Origin of the sequence: Lentzea pudingi, assembly GCF_014646255.1 — a bacterium.
Taxonomy (GTDB): Bacteria; Actinomycetota; Actinomycetes; order Mycobacteriales; family Pseudonocardiaceae; genus Lentzea; species Lentzea pudingi.
In genome coordinates this window covers 51,126-68,728 of sequence record NZ_BMNC01000011.1, presented here as the reverse complement: position 1 = coordinate 68,728, position 17,603 = coordinate 51,126, and the positions used below count along the sequence as shown (strand labels likewise).

The 17,603-nt window shown below is 68.8% G+C and carries 14 protein-coding genes and 1 tRNA gene; 9 read left to right on the top strand and 6 right to left on the bottom strand.

Annotation, left to right across the window (positions count from 1 at the left end; all coding sequences use genetic code 11):
* The first annotated feature begins 29 nt into the window (after positions 1-29).
* The gene (locus IEY88_RS30730; RefSeq protein ID WP_189158384.1) at positions 30-827 is read left to right on the top strand and encodes an NmrA family NAD(P)-binding protein; all 798 of its coding nucleotides are present in this window, start codon (positions 30-32) and stop codon (positions 825-827) included.
* Here the strand turns inward: IEY88_RS30730 and IEY88_RS30725 are convergent.
* Positions 803-1,186 (bottom strand): hypothetical protein, encoded by a 384-nt coding sequence (locus tag IEY88_RS30725; RefSeq protein ID WP_189158383.1) that lies wholly within the window; start codon positions 1,184-1,186, stop codon positions 803-805. The two genes, IEY88_RS30730 and IEY88_RS30725, sit on opposite strands and share 25 nt — an antisense overlap.
* A gap of 99 nt (positions 1,187-1,285) precedes the next feature.
* Here IEY88_RS30725 and IEY88_RS30720 point away from each other — a divergent pair, with 99 nt between their 5' ends.
* Positions 1,286-2,407 (top strand): ScoMcrA-related endonuclease, encoded by a 1,122-nt coding sequence (locus IEY88_RS30720; protein ID WP_189158382.1) that lies wholly within the window; start codon positions 1,286-1,288, stop codon positions 2,405-2,407.
* Positions 2,368-2,721 (top strand): HNH endonuclease signature motif containing protein, encoded by a 354-nt coding sequence (locus IEY88_RS30715; RefSeq protein ID WP_189158381.1) that lies wholly within the window; start codon positions 2,368-2,370, stop codon positions 2,719-2,721. Before IEY88_RS30720 ends, IEY88_RS30715 begins: the two co-directional genes overlap by 40 nt.
* Before the next feature lie 78 nt (positions 2,722-2,799).
* Here IEY88_RS30715 and IEY88_RS30710 read toward each other — a convergent pair.
* Positions 2,800-2,872 (bottom strand) — tRNA-Arg (locus IEY88_RS30710).
* A gap of 129 nt (positions 2,873-3,001) precedes the next feature.
* Positions 3,002-4,081 carry a LacI family DNA-binding transcriptional regulator gene (locus IEY88_RS30705; protein ID WP_189158380.1) on the bottom strand — a complete coding sequence of 360 codons (1,080 nt, stop codon included), beginning with the start codon at positions 4,079-4,081 and terminating at the stop codon, positions 3,002-3,004.
* A 72-nt stretch (positions 4,082-4,153) separates the two neighbouring features.
* Here IEY88_RS30705 and IEY88_RS30700 point away from each other — a divergent pair, with 72 nt between their 5' ends.
* The 3 genes from IEY88_RS30700 to IEY88_RS30690 all read left to right on the top strand — a co-directional run bounded on the left by IEY88_RS30700 (position 4,154) and on the right by IEY88_RS30690 (position 8,347).
* Positions 4,154-5,332 (top strand): MFS transporter, encoded by a 1,179-nt coding sequence (locus IEY88_RS30700; protein ID WP_189158379.1) that lies wholly within the window; start codon positions 4,154-4,156, stop codon positions 5,330-5,332.
* 158 nt (positions 5,333-5,490) lie between these two features.
* Complete coding sequence (locus IEY88_RS30695) at positions 5,491-7,422, top strand: bifunctional copper resistance protein CopD/cytochrome c oxidase assembly protein (RefSeq protein ID WP_229693933.1); 1,932 nt, start codon at positions 5,491-5,493, stop codon at positions 7,420-7,422.
* A 208-nt stretch (positions 7,423-7,630) separates the two neighbouring features.
* Positions 7,631-8,347, top strand: a complete 717-nt coding sequence (locus IEY88_RS30690) for a hypothetical protein (protein WP_189158378.1) — start codon at positions 7,631-7,633, stop codon at positions 8,345-8,347.
* Between the two features lie 48 nt (positions 8,348-8,395).
* On the opposite strand, the gene IEY88_RS30685 is transcribed toward IEY88_RS30690, so the two are convergent.
* The 3 genes from IEY88_RS30685 to IEY88_RS30675 are packed head-to-tail and all read right to left on the bottom strand — an operon-like array spanning position 8,396 to position 10,727.
* A complete protein-coding gene (locus IEY88_RS30685; protein ID WP_189158377.1) occupies positions 8,396-9,193 on the bottom strand; it encodes an ABC transporter permease in 798 nt (265 codons plus the stop codon).
* A gap of 9 nt (positions 9,194-9,202) precedes the next feature.
* Positions 9,203-10,126 (bottom strand): ATP-binding cassette domain-containing protein, encoded by a 924-nt coding sequence (locus IEY88_RS30680; protein ID WP_189158376.1) that lies wholly within the window; start codon positions 10,124-10,126, stop codon positions 9,203-9,205.
* On the bottom strand, positions 10,119-10,727 hold the full coding sequence (locus IEY88_RS30675) for a TetR/AcrR family transcriptional regulator (RefSeq protein WP_229693931.1): 609 nt from the start codon (positions 10,725-10,727) through the stop codon (positions 10,119-10,121). Before IEY88_RS30675 ends, IEY88_RS30680 begins: the two co-directional genes overlap by 8 nt.
* Positions 10,728-10,980: 253 nt before the next feature.
* On the opposite strand from IEY88_RS30675, the gene ssb reads away from it, so the two are divergent.
* The 3 genes from ssb (at position 10,981) to IEY88_RS30660 (ending at position 17,440) form a co-directional block, all read left to right on the top strand.
* Entirely contained in the window at positions 10,981-11,376 is a 396-nt protein-coding gene (gene ssb / locus IEY88_RS30670; RefSeq protein WP_189158375.1) for a single-stranded DNA-binding protein, read from the top strand.
* A gap of 262 nt (positions 11,377-11,638) precedes the next feature.
* Entirely contained in the window at positions 11,639-13,315 is a 1,677-nt protein-coding gene (gene ettA, locus IEY88_RS30665; RefSeq protein ID WP_189158374.1) for an energy-dependent translational throttle protein EttA, read from the top strand.
* A gap of 18 nt (positions 13,316-13,333) precedes the next feature.
* Positions 13,334-17,440 (top strand): histone H1-like repetitive region-containing protein, encoded by a 4,107-nt coding sequence (locus IEY88_RS30660; RefSeq protein ID WP_189158373.1) that lies wholly within the window; start codon positions 13,334-13,336, stop codon positions 17,438-17,440.
* Positions 17,441-17,603 lie beyond the last annotated feature (163 nt).

Below are 17,603 nucleotides of genomic sequence, written 5' to 3'. Positions count from 1 at the left end.
CGGTCGCCGCCGGCAGGTTGGCTGGGGACATGACCGAAGAGATCCTCGTCCTGGGCGCCACCGGCAAGACGGGCCGCCGCGTCGTCAGCACCCTCGAAGCCACCGGCGCGGTGGTGCGCAAGGCCTCCCGCGCGACCGGCTTCGACTGGAACACCCCGTCGACCTGGAAACCGTTCCTGCACGGCGCCACCGCCGCCTACGTCATCGCCCCGGAAGACCCGTCCGCCGCGGCCCCGTTCGCAGAACAGGCCGCAGGCCTCCGCCGCCTCGTCCTGCTCTCGGGCCGAGGCCTGGACAAGACCCCGCCCAACGTCTTCCAGGGCATGCACGCCGCCGAGAAGGCCGTCCGCGAAGGCAGCGTCCCCTGGACCATCCTGCGCGCCAACAACTTCAACCAGAACTTCTCCGAACAGGTCTGGCAGCCCGAGATCGAGGCAGGCCGCCTCTCCCTCCCCGCGGACGACACCCCAGAACCGTTCGTGGACGTCCAGGACATCGCCGAAGTAGCCGCCCTAGCCCTCACCACAGACGACCACCACGGCCAGACCTACGACCTCAGCGGCCCAGAGGGCGTCACGTTCACCGAGGCCGTCGCCAAGATCGCGGCAGCCACCGGCCGAACAATCGAACTGGTCAAACTGACCCCAGCCGAATACCGCGAGGCCCTGCTGGCCCTGGGCGCCCCCGAAGAGGTCGCCACCGAACTGAACGGCATGTTCGAAACCATGCGAGCAGGCCACCTCGCCACCCCGTCAGACGACATCGCCCGCCTGCTGGGCCGCCCGGCCAAGAGCTTCGACGCCTACGTCTCCGAAACCTGGCGCTGACGAGGCAACAGCAGGTGCACGGCAAACCCAGCCGCCGTGGCCATCACCGCCTGGTAGACGACCGACCCCTGATACCCGCCACCCACGAGGAACGCGGCATCCAGCCCGGTCGTCCACCAGCCGGCCAGCTCACCGAGCCCGAGCACGTGCCACCCGAAGAACCCGGCACACCACCCACCGACGACCCACGCCGCCCGCCCGCCTCTTCTGACGAAGAGGAAGGTCGACACCGCGGCCACGGCGTTGAAGGCGAGGGCGATGCCGGTCAGCGTCGAGTCGGGGTTCCACAGCAGGCTTGCCACCGTTTGCACCACGAGCACGCCGACGACCAGCCCGGTGCCCAACCGCGTCTTGTCCACGGGCCGATTATTCAGCGGCACACATTCGGTGCTCGACAGCAGTCCTCATTGCTGCAGATGGCGGCTGCTTGCCCGGCGTTTGGTTGAAATCGTCTTCTAGTGGGGCTTGGGGATATCACCGCAGATGCAGTGCACGCGGCAATGGCAGAACACGACCGCATGGGGATGGCGGAGTTCTGCGAGCGCTACGGCTTCGATCTGTCGCGCAACTACGTGATCACAGACGGCGGCCAGAGGCGTGGAACGCGAGTGATCGCAGCCGCCGCCCACGGTCACCTGCCCGGCCGGTCTGCGCTGAAACCGCTGGAGGTCGCTGACGACGCCCTCGTCAACCAGACCTTGGAAGGGTTGCAGTTCAAGGTCAAGAAGCTGAGTCCGCCAACGTGGTCGCGCGACGAGCTGATCCTGGCCTGTTCGCAGCTGTTCTCGAACGACCGCGTGGCTCAGCGCGTCAACGATCCGGCTGTGCAGGAGCTCGCGGCGTTCCTGAGGCGACTACCGATTCACGCCCAGCAGGACCGCGGACTCAACTTCCGGTCGGTCAGCAGCGTGCAGCGCAAGCTCTTCGACCTGATGACCAGGCTGCCTGGCTACACGGGCAAGAAGACCCGCGGTGGTGCGCAGGACCAGGTCATCGTTGGCGAGTTTCTCGCCGACGAGGCCGAGATGCACCGCCTGGCTGCCGAGATCCGGGCTGCGCACGATGCCAAGGCATGGGCGGTGTTCACCGCGAACGTGCCGGGCTCGAGCTATGTCCACGACGGAGCCGCCGGCAATCCAGAGCAACTCCGCGAAGGCCACGTGATCGTCCTCTACGACGACGAGAACGTACTTGGCTTCGGCCGGATCAGCCGCATCGAGCGAAACACCGACGTCACTGCCCAGGCCAAGCACGTCCTGCACTACGGAGGAACATGGCGCCCGTTGGACGGGGCCATCGGCATCGACGACCTCGACGAGGCCTGCACCCGCGAGGCATCACCTGACGGGATCAGGGCGCTCGACGCCGGCAAGCTGGAAGCAATGCTGGCGAGAATCGCCGTGCCGTTGTCCTCTCAGGAGGCCGAGACCCGTGCCGTGGCGAAGATCGAAGCGATGCGCCGCATCGTCATCGCCAGAAGACTTCCGCTGGCAGCCAGGGTGGGAAGGCTCCCAAGGGCGGACGTCGTGAAGCCAAGACGATGGTCCGCAACGGACAGAGCGGGTTCCGGGAGAACCTGATCCGGCGCTACGGGCACGTGTGTGCGGTCACCGGCTCCTGTCCAGTCGAAGTGCTGCAGGCAGCACATCTCCGGGGCTTCGCCGAGCACGAGACCCACAACCTGACCGAAGGCGTCCTGCTGCGAGCTGACGTGCACCTGCTGTTCGACAGGCATCTGCTGACCGTTGACCCCACGACTTGGCGCGTGGTTCTGGCTCCGTCGTTGAGTGGGTACGACGCCTATGAACCATTGGAGGGCGTCAGGTTCGCTGATGGACCGAGCGAGCAGGCGGTCAGGGATCACTTCGTCGCGGTCACTGCGAAGTGGGTCTAGCACCACGGAGTGGGCCCGTGACCGAGAACGAAAACGGCCGCTGACCTGTCGATGCAGGTCAGCGGCCACATGTTCCAGCGCCCCTGGCAGGATTCGAACCTGCGACCTCGGGATTAGAAGTCCCTCGCTCTCTCCACTGAGCTACAGAGGCTGGAGGGGTGCGAAAGCGACCACGACGCGTGGCCACCGGTGCCCCCACCGGACACATCGTCCGGAGTCGATCGACCGTTTCCGCCCTACGACCAAACGGGTGATGAAAACCGTCTAAACGTGATGCGGATCACGTTCGTGGGGCCGTTGAGGCTCTCTCTACGAGGGAAACGTCGAGTCTCGTCGGCCGCGGCGGTCTCCCGCCGGCCAGTAATTCCAGCGCCAACTCGCCGGCTCTGCGGCCCTTGTCGGCCAGGGGTTGACGCACGGTAGTCAACGGCGGGTCGCTGTAGGCCGCTTCAGGGACGTCGTCGAAGCCGACGACCGAAATGTCTCCCGGGACGGTCAACGTCAGGTCGCGGGCTGCTTGGAGGGCGCCGAAGGCCAGTTGGTCCGACGTGCACAGCAGGGCGCTCGGGCGTGGCGTGCGGGTCATCAGCCACCGCGCGCCTAGTCGTCCGAGTTCGCGATCACTGCCGCGCGCCTCCCACACCGGAACATTGTCCGGTTTCACCCCGCCTTTTTCCAAAGTGTCGAGGTAGCCGCCCAGGCGATCGCGGCTCACGCGGAACGGCACGGCCGAACGGCGCTCGTGCGAGACCGGGCCGGATACTCCGTCCGGGTGCAGGGCGAACGTCAGGACGCCGAACCTCAGGTGTCCCAGGCCGAGCAGGTGTGCGGCGGCGGCGGACGCGCCCGTGTAGTCCTGCACCTCCACTCGGGCCGAGTCCGGGAGTACCGGCTGGTCGATCACCACGAGCGGCAGGCCGCGGGCGGCGACGGCGTCCAGGGCCGGGGCTAAGTCGGGCAGTGAGTAGGCGACCATCACGTCTGCCTGTGCGCGCGACACGATCGATGGGCGCGGGCCGCCCGTGGCGTCGCCTGGCATCAGCACGAGGCTGTGGTCGTGACCGTCGACGGTCGAGGCCAGGCCGTCGAGCACGATCGACAGCGCCGGATCCGAGAACGCGCCGGACAGGCCCTGCGGCAGCATGAAACCCACGGCGGCGGACGAGCGGGTCGCGAGTGAGCGGGCCACCGGGTCCGGGCCCGCGTAGCCGAGGGAGCGCGCCGTTTCGAGGATGCGTTCGCGCAACGACGACGACAGCTGGTCCGGCCGGTTGTACGCGTTCGACACCGTCGCCCTGGAGACCCCTACGGCCGCGGCGACGGTGTCCAGCGTCGGCCTGCGTCGGCGGTCGGACTCCACTAACGCATCGTATGCGAGAGATCGCACCCTGCCCGCTAGCGCTCCTGAAGCGCTTCAGTCATGCTGGAGCGCATGTCCCCACGCCTGGCCACGTTCATCGTCTTCCTCTTGAACGGCGCCGTCTTCGGCACGTGGGCCTCCCGTGTGCCCGCGCTCGCGGAGCAGGTCGGTGCGGAGGTCGGCAGTCTCGGCCTGGCCTTGCTCGGGGCGAGCGTCGGTCTGGCGTTCACGGCGCCGTTGGCGGCACGGGTGTGTGCGCTCTACGGATCGCGTGGAGTCCTGATAGCGAGCAGCCTCCTCAGTCCGCTGCTTCTGCCCGTGCTCGCGTTGTCGCAGTCGCCGCTTCAACTCGGTCTGAGCCTTGTGGCGCTAGGGGCGAGCATCGCCGCAATGGACGTGTCGATGAACATGGCCGCAGTCGTCGTCGTCCGCGCTCTGCAACGGCCGTTGATGCCGCAGTTCCACGCAGGATTCAGCGTCGGCGGCCTTATCGGGTCGTTGGGCAGCGCCGCGGCCGCTCACGCGCACTGGACTCTCATGAAGCACTTCCTCCTAGTGGCCTTTGCCGGTGCCCTAGTGACCGCGCTCATCGCGAAGAGCATTCCCGGAGGAGTAGGGGAGCGTCATAGGGAAGAAGTCACCGAACGCGCGCCCGTGCTCAACAGCCCTGTCCTCTGGCTGTTGGCGAGCATCGCGCTGTGCAGTGCCATCGCGGAAGGGGCGGCGGCGGACTGGTCGGCGCTGTTCATGGTGCGTGAGCGCGGAATGAGTGACGCGGCAGGTGCATACGCCTATGCCGGCTTCTCCGTGACGATGGCGCTCGCACGGTGGTTCGGCGAACCGATCCAACGCCGCCTGGGCCCGCACCGCCTGCTCGCCGCAGGGGGAGGACTGGCCGCGACGGGCCTGGCGCTCGCGGTCGTGGTGCCCCACCCGGCGGCGGGCTACCTCGGGTTCGGTCTGGCCGGCCTGGGCCTCGCGTTCTCGTTCCCCGTGGTCATGGACCTCGCGAGCGAGACAGGCAAACGCGCGGACGGCAGCGGTGGCGAGCGCCAGCTGGGCTTGGTGACGACCATTGCCTACACGGGATTTCTCGCGGGACCGCCGATCGTGGGTGGGCTCGCGCACGTCAGCTCGCTCGTGGTCTCGCTCGGGTTTGTGGCGCTCGTCACGGCGCTGATCATCCCGACGACCTTGCTGGCCAGGAGGGCCGCCAGGCAGGCGGCATCCGTTCGAGCGCTGCCAGGCTGAGCGGCTTGCGCGCCGTGGCGATCGCCAATGGGGCAGTGGTGCCGCGATGGGTTCGCCCTGGATGGAGTACGTGCGACCGGTCAGCGAGAGCAGCACGAGCAGGAGAAGGGGAGAACGTCTCACACGGCGCAACACCAGAGGGTCGTAGGCTCCGGGGCGTGCCAATCGAACGCTCCACCAGAACGGGTTTGGTGCCCCTCGTCGTCATCGGCTTCGCGGTGGCCTCGCTCGCCGCTGTCGCGCTGAGCTCGATCGAGAGCAACCCTCCGGCAGGGCTGCTGATCGTGCGCGTGCTGACCGAGACGGGTGCGGTGGTGACCATCGGCTCGTTGTTGTTGGCGGCGTTCCTCGTGCCACCGCAGAAGTCCGGCACTCTCGCAGCGGACGGTTATGCGGCGCTGCGCACCGCTGGGTGGTTCGCGCTCGTGTGGCTCGTGGGTGCACTGCTGTCGGTGCCGTTCAACACAGCGGCCGCGATCGACCGTCCGGTGAGCTCGTTCACCTTCAGTCAGATGGTCGCGACGGCGATGCTGCTGGAGCAGTCGAAGGCGTGGATGCTGACGGCGATCATCGTGGCGTTGCTCGCGCTGGGCTGCCGTCTGGTGCTGTCGTGGGGATGGACGACGGTCCTGCTGTTCGGTGCCGTCTTCGCGTTGGTTCCGGTTGCGGTCACGGGACATTCGTCGTCCGGCGGCTCGCACGACATGGCGACCAACAGCCTGTTGTTCCACCTTGTCGCCGCGGTGTTGTGGGTGGGCGGCTTGATCGCGTTGCTCGCGCACGGCAGGCGTGGCGGGGCGCACCTCCCGCTCGCCGCGGCGAGGTTCTCGAAGATCGCGCTGGTCTGCTGGATCGTGATGGCCGTCTCGGGCGTGGTGAACGCCCTGGTGCGCATCACGCCCGTCGACCTCGTGACGTCTACTTACGGCTGGCTGACGCTCGGCAAGCTCGCGTGCCTGCTGCTGCTCGGCGTGTTCGGCTACTTCCAGCGCGAACGCGGCGTGAAGGGCGTGGCCGACGGCAAGCCGCACGCGTTGCTGAAGCTCGCCGGCATCGAGATCCTGCTGATGATGTTCACCATCGGCCTGGCCGTGGCGCTGGCCCGCACGCCCCCTCCCGGCGGCAGCAGCGAACTGCCCAGCCGCACGGAGATCGCGATCGGCTACGACCTCGACGGACCGCCGACGCTCGCGGCCATCCTGTTCGACTGGCGCTTCGACCTGATCTTCGGAACCGCGGCGCTGGCCCTGGCCCTGCTCTACGTCCTGGGCGTGCGCAGGCTCTCCCAGCGCGGTGACACGTGGCCGGTGGGCCGCACCGTCGCGTGGCTGTCCGGGTGTTTCTCGCTGCTGTTCGCGACGTCGTCGGGCATGGGCCGGTACGCGCCGGCGATGTTCAGCGTCCACATGGAAGCGCACATGGTGCTGTCCATGCTGACGCCGATCCTGTTCGTGCTGGGTGGACCAGTCACGCTGGCGTTGCGCGCGTTGCCGGTCAACAAGGAGGTGCCGGGTCCGCGAGAGTGGGTGCTGGCCTTCGTGCACTCACCGGTCGCACGGCTGCTGACGAACCCCTTCGTGGCGCTCGCCCTGTTCGTCGGCTCGTTCTACGCCTTGTACTTCTCCGGGCTCTTCGAGGCCGCGCTGCCGTTCCACTGGGCGCACCTCGCGATGAACGCGCACTTCATCCTCGCGGGCTATGTCTTCTACTGGCCTGTGATCGGCGTGGACCCGTCACCGAACAAGCTGCCGCCGCTCGGCCGGTTGGGGCTGTTGTTCGCGTCGATCCCGTTCCACGCGTTCTTCGGCGTCATCCTGATGAGCTCCGCGACCGTCATCGGTGAGCAGTTCTACCGCGGTCTGGCGTTGCCGTGGGTGCAGAACCTGCTGGAGGACCAGCGACTCGGCGGCGGCATCGCGTGGGCGGCGGGCGAGATCCCGTTGCTCGTGGTCATGGTCGCCTTGCTCACGCAGTGGGCGCGGCAGGACGGCCGGGACGCGAAGCGGTACGACCGCAAGGCCGACGCCGATGGGGACGCCGACCTCGAGGCCTACAACGCGATGCTGAAGAAGATCTCCGAGAAGGGTTAGACCGACAGGGGCCTGCGAAATCGCCTGATCGGGGAAGGGTCATCGGACCGAGGTTCTGACATCCTGGATGTGCCATGCGGTCGGGGCTGCACCTCGACCGACAGCATTTCCAGGCCATGCGACGTGGTCCGTAGCCTCGTTGACACGCCTCAACAGACCCTCGCGGAGCTGGCACATGCCTGCTTCGCGTGCCGTGATGGAGGCAGTTGTGACCATTAGCCAGTTTCTGGCTCACAAGAGTCCAGGTAAGAGTCGGCTGTTCGCGCTCGACTCAGGCGAGACGGACCACCTCGTAGCCGTGACCGCACTGAGCAGCAGCGATCTTGACCTCACTGATGACCTCGTCGGAGAGTTGAACGAGTTCCTTTTCGCTCGCGCGCCCGGTCCGCTGGAGAAGGTGCTCGAGCGAGTCCCGGATGCTGTGCGGATGGCTGTTCGTCGGTTTCTGAACGAACAGTGTCCGCCAATGCCAGAGAGATTCAGCTGGTACGGACCGATTGAGAACTTGAGGCTGTCTTATTTCAGTCGCCTCGATGCTGAGCTGGAAAGGCACGTCGCTTCCGCATACTGGTTGGGACTAGGCCTGCGCCTGGAGAACCAGATCGAAGAGGACGGCAGAACCGGCTGGGAGTTCGAGCTGATGACTGCCCAAGCCTTCGTGCCCGGCAGCGTGGAGCCGCGCAGTTGGTACCTCCCCACAGGGGTAGAGCTCGTGAGGACCTGGACGAGTCGTGAATCAACAGGTGGTGACCCTGTCCGTGCGGCCCTGACGGTAGCCAGAGCTCAAGCTGAACTCGGACGATGGGTTCGTGTCCACGCGGTCGAGCACGGTGCCGGTGATGATCCGCATGAATCTGCGACCACGTCCGAGCTTGTTGTTGACATCTTCGACGCACCTGCGCCGAGAGCCGAATGCGACGACTAGTCCTGGACAGACAAGGTGGGCCGACCTGTGCGGACCGGCCCACCTCGTCTAGACCGACAGGGGCCTGCGGAAGCCGCGGACCGCGAAGAACGCGCCGATCGCCGCGATCACGCCGCTCGTGACCAGCGCGCCGGCCACTCCCGTGACGGGGTGGGCGAGCGCGAGGCTGCGGGCGGCGTCGACCGCGTAGGTCAGCGGGTTGACCTTCGCGATCGCCTGCAACCAGCCCGGCAGGCCGTTGATCGGCACGAACGCGCTGGACGCGAACATCAGCGGGAACATCGCCAGGAAGCCGACGGTCTGCATGAGCTCGGCCTTGCGCACCCAGGCGGCGATCGCGATGAACACCCAGCTCAGCGCCCATCCGACCACCAGTGCCAGGCCCAGCGCGGCGAGGGTGCCGAGCATGCCGCCGTCCGGGCGGAAGCCGAACACCAAGATGCCGAACGCGATCATCAGCACCAGCTGGAACGCGGTGCGGACCGCGTCGGAAAGGTTACGCGCCAACAGAACCGTGCTTGGGCGGATGGGCAGCGAACGGAACCGTGCGAGCACACCGTTCGACATGTCCTGCACGAGCCCGATGCCGGACGCGAGAGAGGACTGCATCGCGGTGTTCACGAGGATCGCGGGCAGCAGGAAGTTGATGTAACTCATGCCCGGCGGGAAGTTCGCCGTGGACGTGATGGTGCCGAAGATCTGGCTGAACAGCGTCAGCATGATCAACGGCTGCAGGATGCTGAAGAAGACGAGTGCGGGCGTGCGCAGCAGTGCGCGCAGTGAACGGCCGGTCAGAACGAGGACTTGCGTTGGGTAGCTGCTGCCGTGCCAGGTCAGAGTCGCCATGATTTCCCCCTAGTTCGCGGCGAGCGTGAGGTAGACGTCGTCCAAGGTGGGCTCCTTGAGGCCGATTTCGTGCGCCTCCAAGCCGTTGTCGTCCAACGCGCGCACGACCGTCGCAAGGTCGCGTGACGCGCTGACGGGAGTCGTGAGCGTGAGGCCCTCCGCGACGGGATGGAGCCCCACGGAGCCGACGGCCTTCAACGCGAGGTCCACTTCGGACACCGAGTCGAGCGTGACCGTGACCGTGCGCTGGCCGACCTGGGCCTTGAGCTCGGCCGAGGTGCCGGACGCGACGACCTTGCCGTGGGACAGCACGGTGATCTGGTCGGCGAGCCGGTCGGCCTCGTCCAGGTACTGGGTCGTGAGCAGCACGGTCGTGCCGTCCGCGACGAGCTTCTCGACGATCTCCCACATCGCGAGGCGGCTGGCCGGGTCGAGGCCGGTGGTCGGCTCGTCCAGGAACAGCACCTCGGGGTTGCCGACCAGCGACGCGGCCAGGTCGAGGCGCCGCCGCATGCCGCCGGAGTAGGTCTTGGCGTTGCGCTTGGCGGCGTCGGTGAGGTCGAACTGCTCCAGCAGGTCGTCCGCGCGCTGATGGGCCTGCCTGCGGCTCGCGCCGAGCAGGCGGGCGATCAGGACCAGGTTGTCGTGGCCGCTGAGCTGCTCGTCGACGGCGGCGAACTGGCCGGTCAGGCCGATGCGGCTGCGGACCTCGTGGCTCTGCTTCACGACGTCGAACCCCGCGACCCTCGCGGTGCCGCCGGACGGCGGCAGCATCGTGGTGAGGAGGTTGACCAGCGTGGTCTTGCCGGCGCCGTTGTGGCCGAGGAGGCCGAGAACGGTGCCCTTCTTCGCGGTGACGCTCACGCCGTCGAGTGCGTTCACGTCGCCGAACTTCTTGCTCACCTCGTGGGCTTCGATCATGAGCTCACTCATTTGTCTCCCCCTTGAGTGCGCCGTGCAGGAAAAGTTCGACGATGGCGGCGGGTTCGGCCTCGGTCTGGCCGAAACCCGAGCCCATGCGGTTCGTGAAGACCGCGCCGAGCAACATCCGCCCGGCGAGGTCGGGGCTGACGCGCAGGTCGGCGTCGCCGAAGAGACCGGCGACCTCCTCGGACAGCTGTTGCATGCCGATCGGCGGGCCCTTGTGCTTCTTGTGGTCCTCGTCGCGGGGGTGGTAGCCGGACTCGCGCAGCGCGCCGATGACACCCCACATGCGGTCGAGGTAGCCGCTGAACGTCGCGACGCCCGCGGTGAGCCGCTCCTCGAGCGGCACGTCCGCCGGGATCGCCGCGAGGCGTGCGACCTCCTCGTCGGAGTGCAACGCGCGCTGGATGCACGCGTCGAGCAGCTCCGCCTTGTCCTTGAAGACGCGGAACACCGTGCCTTCCGCGATCCCGGCCGCGGCGGCGATCTGGCTGGTGGTGACGTTCGCGCCGGCCTTCACGACGAGCGGCAGCGTGGCCTGGACGATCGCTTCGCGGCGATCCTCCGGGCTCATCGCGGGGGCGCGGCGGCGGCGAGGTTCCTCTGACACGTCCGCAACTGTATGAGTGAGTCCTCACTCATGTCAATGAGTGGGCGCTCACTCACTCGGTTCCGGTCGAGTCCCGCCCTAGCACGCGCCCCCGACAATTCCGGGGTCCGAGACCGTTCAAGATCTCGACCTGTCCACAACCCGCGAGTTGTCCACAGATCCGCCGCCACCCCACCCCGGCCATCTGCCCCCGGAGCAACCTGGACCACGAACCCGCGACCTGGAGGCGAACCCGATGTCCTGGAATTCCACCGTGATCACCGTTGTTGGCACTGTCGTCAACGACATCACGTACAAGCACGGCGAAGACGGCAAGGCGTCCGCGTTCTTCCGCATCAGCTCGACTGAGCGCCGGTACAACACGGCGGCGGGCGACTGGGAGGACGGCGAGACGTTGTGGTTGAGCGTTTCGTGCTGGCGCAAGCTCGCCGACAGCGTGAAGACCACGCTGTCCAAGGGTGATCCGGTGATCGTCCAGGGCAAGCTGCGCATGCGGTACTACGAGAAGGACGACGGGAAGAGGCTGGCGATCCACCTCGACGCCGTGCACGTCGGGCTGGACTTGAGCCGGGTGCAGTCACTGGGTGGCGCACCGCTCGTTGAGCCACAGGCCGCCGAAGATCTCGCCGAGGAACCCGTTCCTTTCTGAGCCGTTCGGGGCAACCCGGTTCCGGACTTCGAGAAGTCACCCGAACGAGCGGGCGGAGCCGGAGAAGATGTACGTACCGAGATCCACGAAGAGGGAGGGAAGCTCGTAGGTCGGAGCCGCTGAGGACCGATCGCCGAGGGTCGTTCACGTTCGAATGGAACGGGCTGGTCACCGAGTCGCGTGACGCTCGTTCCGGGGGTGGGCGGCTGCTTGTCGGCGACCGAGGTCAGGAGCCTCTGGGCACCGCTCTACGATCGCCGCCATGGCCGAGTTCATCTACACCATGAAAAAGGTGCGCAAGGCGCACGGTGACAAGGTCATCCTCGATGACGTCACGATCATGTTCTACCCCGGCGCGAAGATCGGTGTGGTCGGTCCCAACGGCGCCGGCAAGTCGAGCGTGCTCAAGATCATGGCGGGGTTGGACACGCCCGGCAACGGCGAGGCCTACCTCGCCCCCGGCTACACGGTGGGCATCCTGCAGCAGGAGCCGCCGCTCAACGAGGAGAAGACCGTCCTCGGCAACGTCCAGGAGGGCCTGGGCGAGATCAAGGTGAAGCTGGACCGCTTCAACGAGATCGCCGAGCTGATGGCGACCGACTACTCCGACGAGCTGATGGAGGAGATGGGCAAGCTCCAGGAGGAGCTCGACCACGCGAACGCGTGGGACATCGACTCGCAGCTCGACCAGGCGATGGACGCCCTGCGCTGCCCGCCGCCCGACGCCGACGTCACCAAGCTCTCCGGTGGTGAGCGCCGCCGCGTCGCGCTGTGCAAGCTGCTGCTGAGCAAGCCCGACCTGCTGCTGCTCGACGAGCCCACCAACCACCTGGACGCGGAAAGCGTCCTGTGGCTGGAGCAGCACCTCGCGCAGTACAGCGGCGCCGTGCTCGCCGTGACCCACGACAGGTACTTCCTGGACAACCTGGCCGAGTGGATCCTCGAGATCGACCGGGGCAAGACCCACCCCTACGAGGGCAACTACTCCACGTACCTGGAGAAGAAGGCCGAGCGCCTCGCGATCTCGGGCAAGAAGGACCAGAAGCTGCAGAAGCGCCTCAAGGACGAGCTGGAGTGGGTGCGCTCCGGCGCCAAGGCCCGCCAGGCGAAGTCGAAGGCGCGCCTCGACCGCTACGAGGAGATGGCGGCCGAGGCGGAGAAGACCCGCAAGCTCGACTTCGAGGAGATCCAGATCCCGCCGGGCCCGCGTCTGGGCAACGTCGTGGTTGAGGTCGACAAGCTGAAGAAGGGCTTCGGCGACCGGGTCCTGATCGACGGGCTGTCGTTCACGTTGCCGCGCAACGGCATCGTCGGTGTCATCGGCCCGAACGGCGTCGGCAAGACGACGCTGTTCAAGACCATCGTCGGTCTCGAGAAGCCCGACGACGGTGGCGTGAAGGTCGGCGAGACGGTGCTGCTGTCCTACGTCGACCAGAACCGCGGCGGCATCGACCCGAAGAAGAACGTGTGGGAGGTCGTGTCCGGCGGACTCGACTACATCCACGTCGGCAACGTCGAGATGCCGTCCCGCGCCTACGTCAGCGCGTTCGGCTTCAAGGGCCCGGATCAGCAGAAGCCCGCGGGCGTGCTGTCCGGTGGTGAGCGCAACCGCCTCAACCTCGCGCTCACGCTCAAGCTCGGCGGCAACCTGATCCTGCTGGACGAGCCGACGAACGACCTGGACGTGGAGACCCTCGGTTCGCTGGAGAACGCTCTCGAGCAGTTCCCCGGCTGCGCCGTGGTCATCTCCCACGACCGGTGGTTCCTCGACCGCGTCGCCACGCACATCCTCGCGTGGGAGGGCACGGACGAGGACCCGTCGAAGTGGTACTGGTTCGAGGGCAACTTCGAGGGCTACGAGAAGAACAAGCTCGAGCGCCTGGGTGCCGACGCCGCGAGGCCGCACCGCGTCACTTACCGCAAGCTGACACGGGACTGAGAGGGCAACGGCGACGTCGTGGCGGCGAGGGGCGAGACGCAGGCGAACGTCGAGGTGAGCACGCTGGTCGTGCCCGCCTGGATGCTGCGTTGGCGCGCACCTGAGCTCGCTCTGGTGCTGGGTGAGCGCGCGGTCGCGCTCGCCTCCACCCGCCGCGACGAAGCCGACCGCCTGCGTGCGGAGTCGCTCGTGGTCTTCGCGGGCAACCGCATGGGCCGCGAGGTCCGCTTCGCCGACAGGGCGATCGACGCCCTCAAGGCGGCCGAGGCCGCGGGCGAGTACGAGACCGCGTGGCTGCTGCGAGTCGAGCTCGCGGCCTGCGCGCGGTCCGTGGGAGCCCCGCTGACGGGGTTCGCCGCGGTCACCCCGGTGCTCGAAGCGCCGGACGTGCCCGCGGAGCTGCGGGCGTCCGCGCTGGTGCAGGCCAGCGAGTGCCTCGTCACGGTCGGCCGCGGCGACGAGCCCACGAGGGCGCTCGCCGAGGCGGACCAGCTCTACGTCGCCGACACGACGCTCGACGAGGACACACGTCTGCTGCTGCGCGGTCTGATCCGCGCGGTGCAGGCCGCGCAGCACCGGCGGTGGGGCGACATCGCCGCCGCCATCGGTGCCGCACGTGAAGGGCTCGACCTGCTGAGCAGGTTCTCCGATCCGTGCGCGGACAGCGGCCAAGGCGTCGGCCGGCTCACGCTGGAGCTGGTGCTCGCGCTGATGGACGCGAACCGCCTGCTCGACGCGGCCGACGCCGGCGCACCGCTGCTCGACCGCCCGGTGCGCTCGCCGTCGGCGTCGACGACGGGCTGGCTCCGGCTGGCGCTGGCCACGCGCGTGCACCTGCCCGCCGGCCGGGTCGCGCTGGCCCGGGACATGCTGCGCGAGGCCGCCGCGAGCGCCGAACGCCACCAGCTCGACTCGTTGCTCGCGGAAAGCCTGCTCGCGCTGGCCCACGTGCACGAGGTGTCCGGTGAACTGGCCGACGCGCTCACGAACCTGCGCTCCGCCCACGCCGCCGAACGCCGCCGAGCCCGTGCCGTCTACGCGGTGCGCGCCCGGCTCGCCGCCGAGTTCTCCGGCGTCCACCGCCAGCCCGCCGATCTGCACCAGCAACTGGCGAGCGTGCTCCGTCCCGTCGAGGGCATGCAGGTGGTCACCGACGGCGTGCTGTCCGCCGCACTGAAGCAACAACTCCGGCAGTGGCGCCCGGTCCAGGTCCGCAAGGGCGACGGGCTGAAGGTCCAGCGCGTCCGGCGCGCTGCCGAAGACATGACCGTGGAAGGTTTGTCCGCGGCCCGACAACACGCCGCCGATCGGTGGCGCATGGTCCAGCCGTTCGGCGAACCCGATGACAAGACCCCGGAAGCCGTGGAACCGCCACCAGCACCCCTGCCGTCCTCCTCTTCGTCTTCCCCCTCCGACCGCACCGTCCCCGCCTCCGGCCTGATCGCGTCCGCGGGCGCGATGGTCAGCGGCCGCCGCCGCGCCGCCCGTGTGGCCGCCGGCGAGATCGACGACGACCGGCCGACCACCATCGCCGAAATCCCCATCACACCGGCACTTCCGGATACCGAGCCGCCGCCTGGCCGGCAGCCGGGGCAGCCTCAGTCCGGACAGCGTGAGTCGGGCCAGCCTCAGCCCGGACAGCCTCAACCGGGCCAGCCTCAGCCGGGGCAGCCTCAGTCCGGACAGCCTGAGTCCGGCCAGCCTCAAACCGGACAGCCGCAGCTGACCGTGGAGCAGGAACGCAAGCGCAAGGTCGAGCAGCAGCTCATGGAGTTGCAGCGCGAGGCCCGCCGCCAGATCGAGGCGGAACGCCAGGCCCGCGCCGAACAGCGCGCCCAGGCCGAACGCGAAGCCCAGGCCGCCGAGGAAGCCGCTCGCCAGGAAGCGGCTCGGCAGGAAGCGGCTCGGCAGGAGGCGGCCCGTCAGGAAGCCGCCCGTGAAGAGGCAGCGCGTCAGGAAGCGGCCCGCCAGGAAGCCGCCAGGCAGGCGGCCGCCCGCGAGGAGGCGGCCCGTCAGGAAGCCGCTCGCCAGGAGTCCGCACGTCAGGAACTGGCCCGGCAGGAGGTGGCCCGCCAGGAAGCCGTGCGCCAGGAAGAGGCTCGCCGCGAGGCAGCGCGCCAGGAGGCGGTCCGCCGCGACGTCGCCCGTCAGGAGGCGGCGCACCAGGAGGTCGCCCGCCAGGCCGTGGAACGCGAGGAGGCGGCCAAGGAGGCCGCCGCCCGCGAGGAAGCGGCACGCGCGGAGGCCGCCGCGCGCGCCGAGGCGTCCGGATCCCAGTCGGAAAGCGTGCTGGACATGCTCAAGGCCCAGGGCCTGCGAGCAGGCGGCCGTCGCCGAGCCCGCGCCGCCGAGCCCGAGGCCGACACCCCGTCGTGGCGGGTCGAGCCCCCGTCGAGCCTGCGCCACGACACTTCCGCCTCGGAACCGTCGCAGAACTACTTCGCGGACTCGGGCCTGTCGTCCCGCTCCGACCGCTTCGGTGACAAGCCGTCCTCGTCCCGCCCCGACTACTCGGGCGACCAGGAGACCCTGGACGGCTCGTCCCGCTCGGGCCTTGCCGCGGCGTTCTCCCGTGCGCCGGCGGCCCCGGACTTCGGCCCCCACCTGGACGAGCCGGCCTACCCGCCGCACACCCCGGCAGCGGGTTTCCCGGCCACGGCGCACGACCCGGACGAACGCAAGCTCCCCGACCTGGACTTCAGCGTCCTCGACTTCAGCACCCCGAAGCCGAAGCCCGCCGCCTCCGACCCCACCCCACCCGAGCCGGCGGAAGACCCGGACCGCGAACGAGAGCAGAACCCGCTCCCGCACGCCTCGGACCCGATCCCGCCGGTGCCGGCCGAGATCCCGCAGGCGCCGGAGCCGGACCTGATGTCGACGACGTTCCTCAGCTCGGCGGACGTGGACGACGACCCCTCGGACCTCCCCACGGCCCCGGTCCGCGTGCAATCCCAGCCGGACCAGCCGAGCTTCGGCACGCAGACGAGCTTCGGCACCCAGGCCTTCGGCTCATCACCGTCCGTCGACTCCCAGTCCGACACCGACGCGCCGACCGAGACGGGCTTCCGCGCGGTCGGCGAGCCCGACCAGGCCGCGTCGTACGACTTCTTCGCCTCCGACTCAGAGGCACCGTCCACCGAGCCAGGTGACGCCCCCGGCAGCAGCTCGAAGAGCGAGTCCACCGAACGGACGGGCCGCCCGAGCAGTCGCCGCAGGCCGAGCGAACTGAGCCTCGCCGACCTGCTGGCCGAGGCACTGGTCGCCTACGAGACGGGTCGCCGCTCCGACGAGGACCAAGTCGACGCCGCGGACCTGGACGCGCCGGGCTGGTCTGCGGCGGAACCCGCACCGGACACCTCCGCGACAGACCACCCGGCACTCCCTGCCGACACCGGGCCCGCCACCGCGGATCCGGCGTCACGGCCGGGGGAGTTGTTCGGTGCGGCCACGACCGGGGCAGCGACAGACGCCACGTCCGGCTCGGACGCCCTCTTCGGGCCGGGTCGCTCCTTCGGCAGCGGGCAGGACTCGGCGGCGGAGAGCCCGTCCAGTTCGGAGGCGTTGTTTCGGACGGGCTTGTCCTTCGGTGCCCAGCAGGACTCGGCGGCGGAGACCGCGCCGTCGTCGGACGCACTGTTCGGTTCGGGTCGTTCCTTCGGCACGCAGGACCACGCGACCTCGTCTGACACGCCGTTCGACGCGCCGCAGGAGTCCGCGGGGCTCTCGGACCCGCTGTTCGGCACGGGACGCTCGTCTGACGCTCAGCAGGACTCGGCGAGGTCGCCGGACCCGCTGTTCGGCACGGGTCGGCCCTTCGGCACACAGCAGGACCCCGCGCCCTCGCCGGACACCCCGTTCGGCGCGAGCCACTCCTTCGGATCCCAGCAGCCGCCCTTACCGGAGCTCTCCACCGAGAGTTCGCAGAGCTCGCTGAGCCGGGTCCACGGCTTCCCAACCCAGTCCAGCCAGGAGTCCTACTTCGCCGGGACACCGGCGGAGGAGTCCGCGCAGGAGAAGACCGGGCCGATCGCCCCCGTGCCGGCCGCGTCGGACAGCGAGACCACCGGTCCGATTCGGCCCGTCCGGGCGGACGGGCCCCCTGGTTGGACGCTGCCGGGGGTGTGAGGTGGCCAGCGCCACACCTCAAGCCTTGCCCAACCTCGTCTGCCCGGCGCCGGCCCGGCGCTGAGCAGGAGGTCGCGGGTGTGGCCGGACGGCGACCAGCGGTGGGCGGGGTGGTGGTTCCCCGGTGGTCACGGCGCCGCGTGGCCCATGATCGGATGAACGT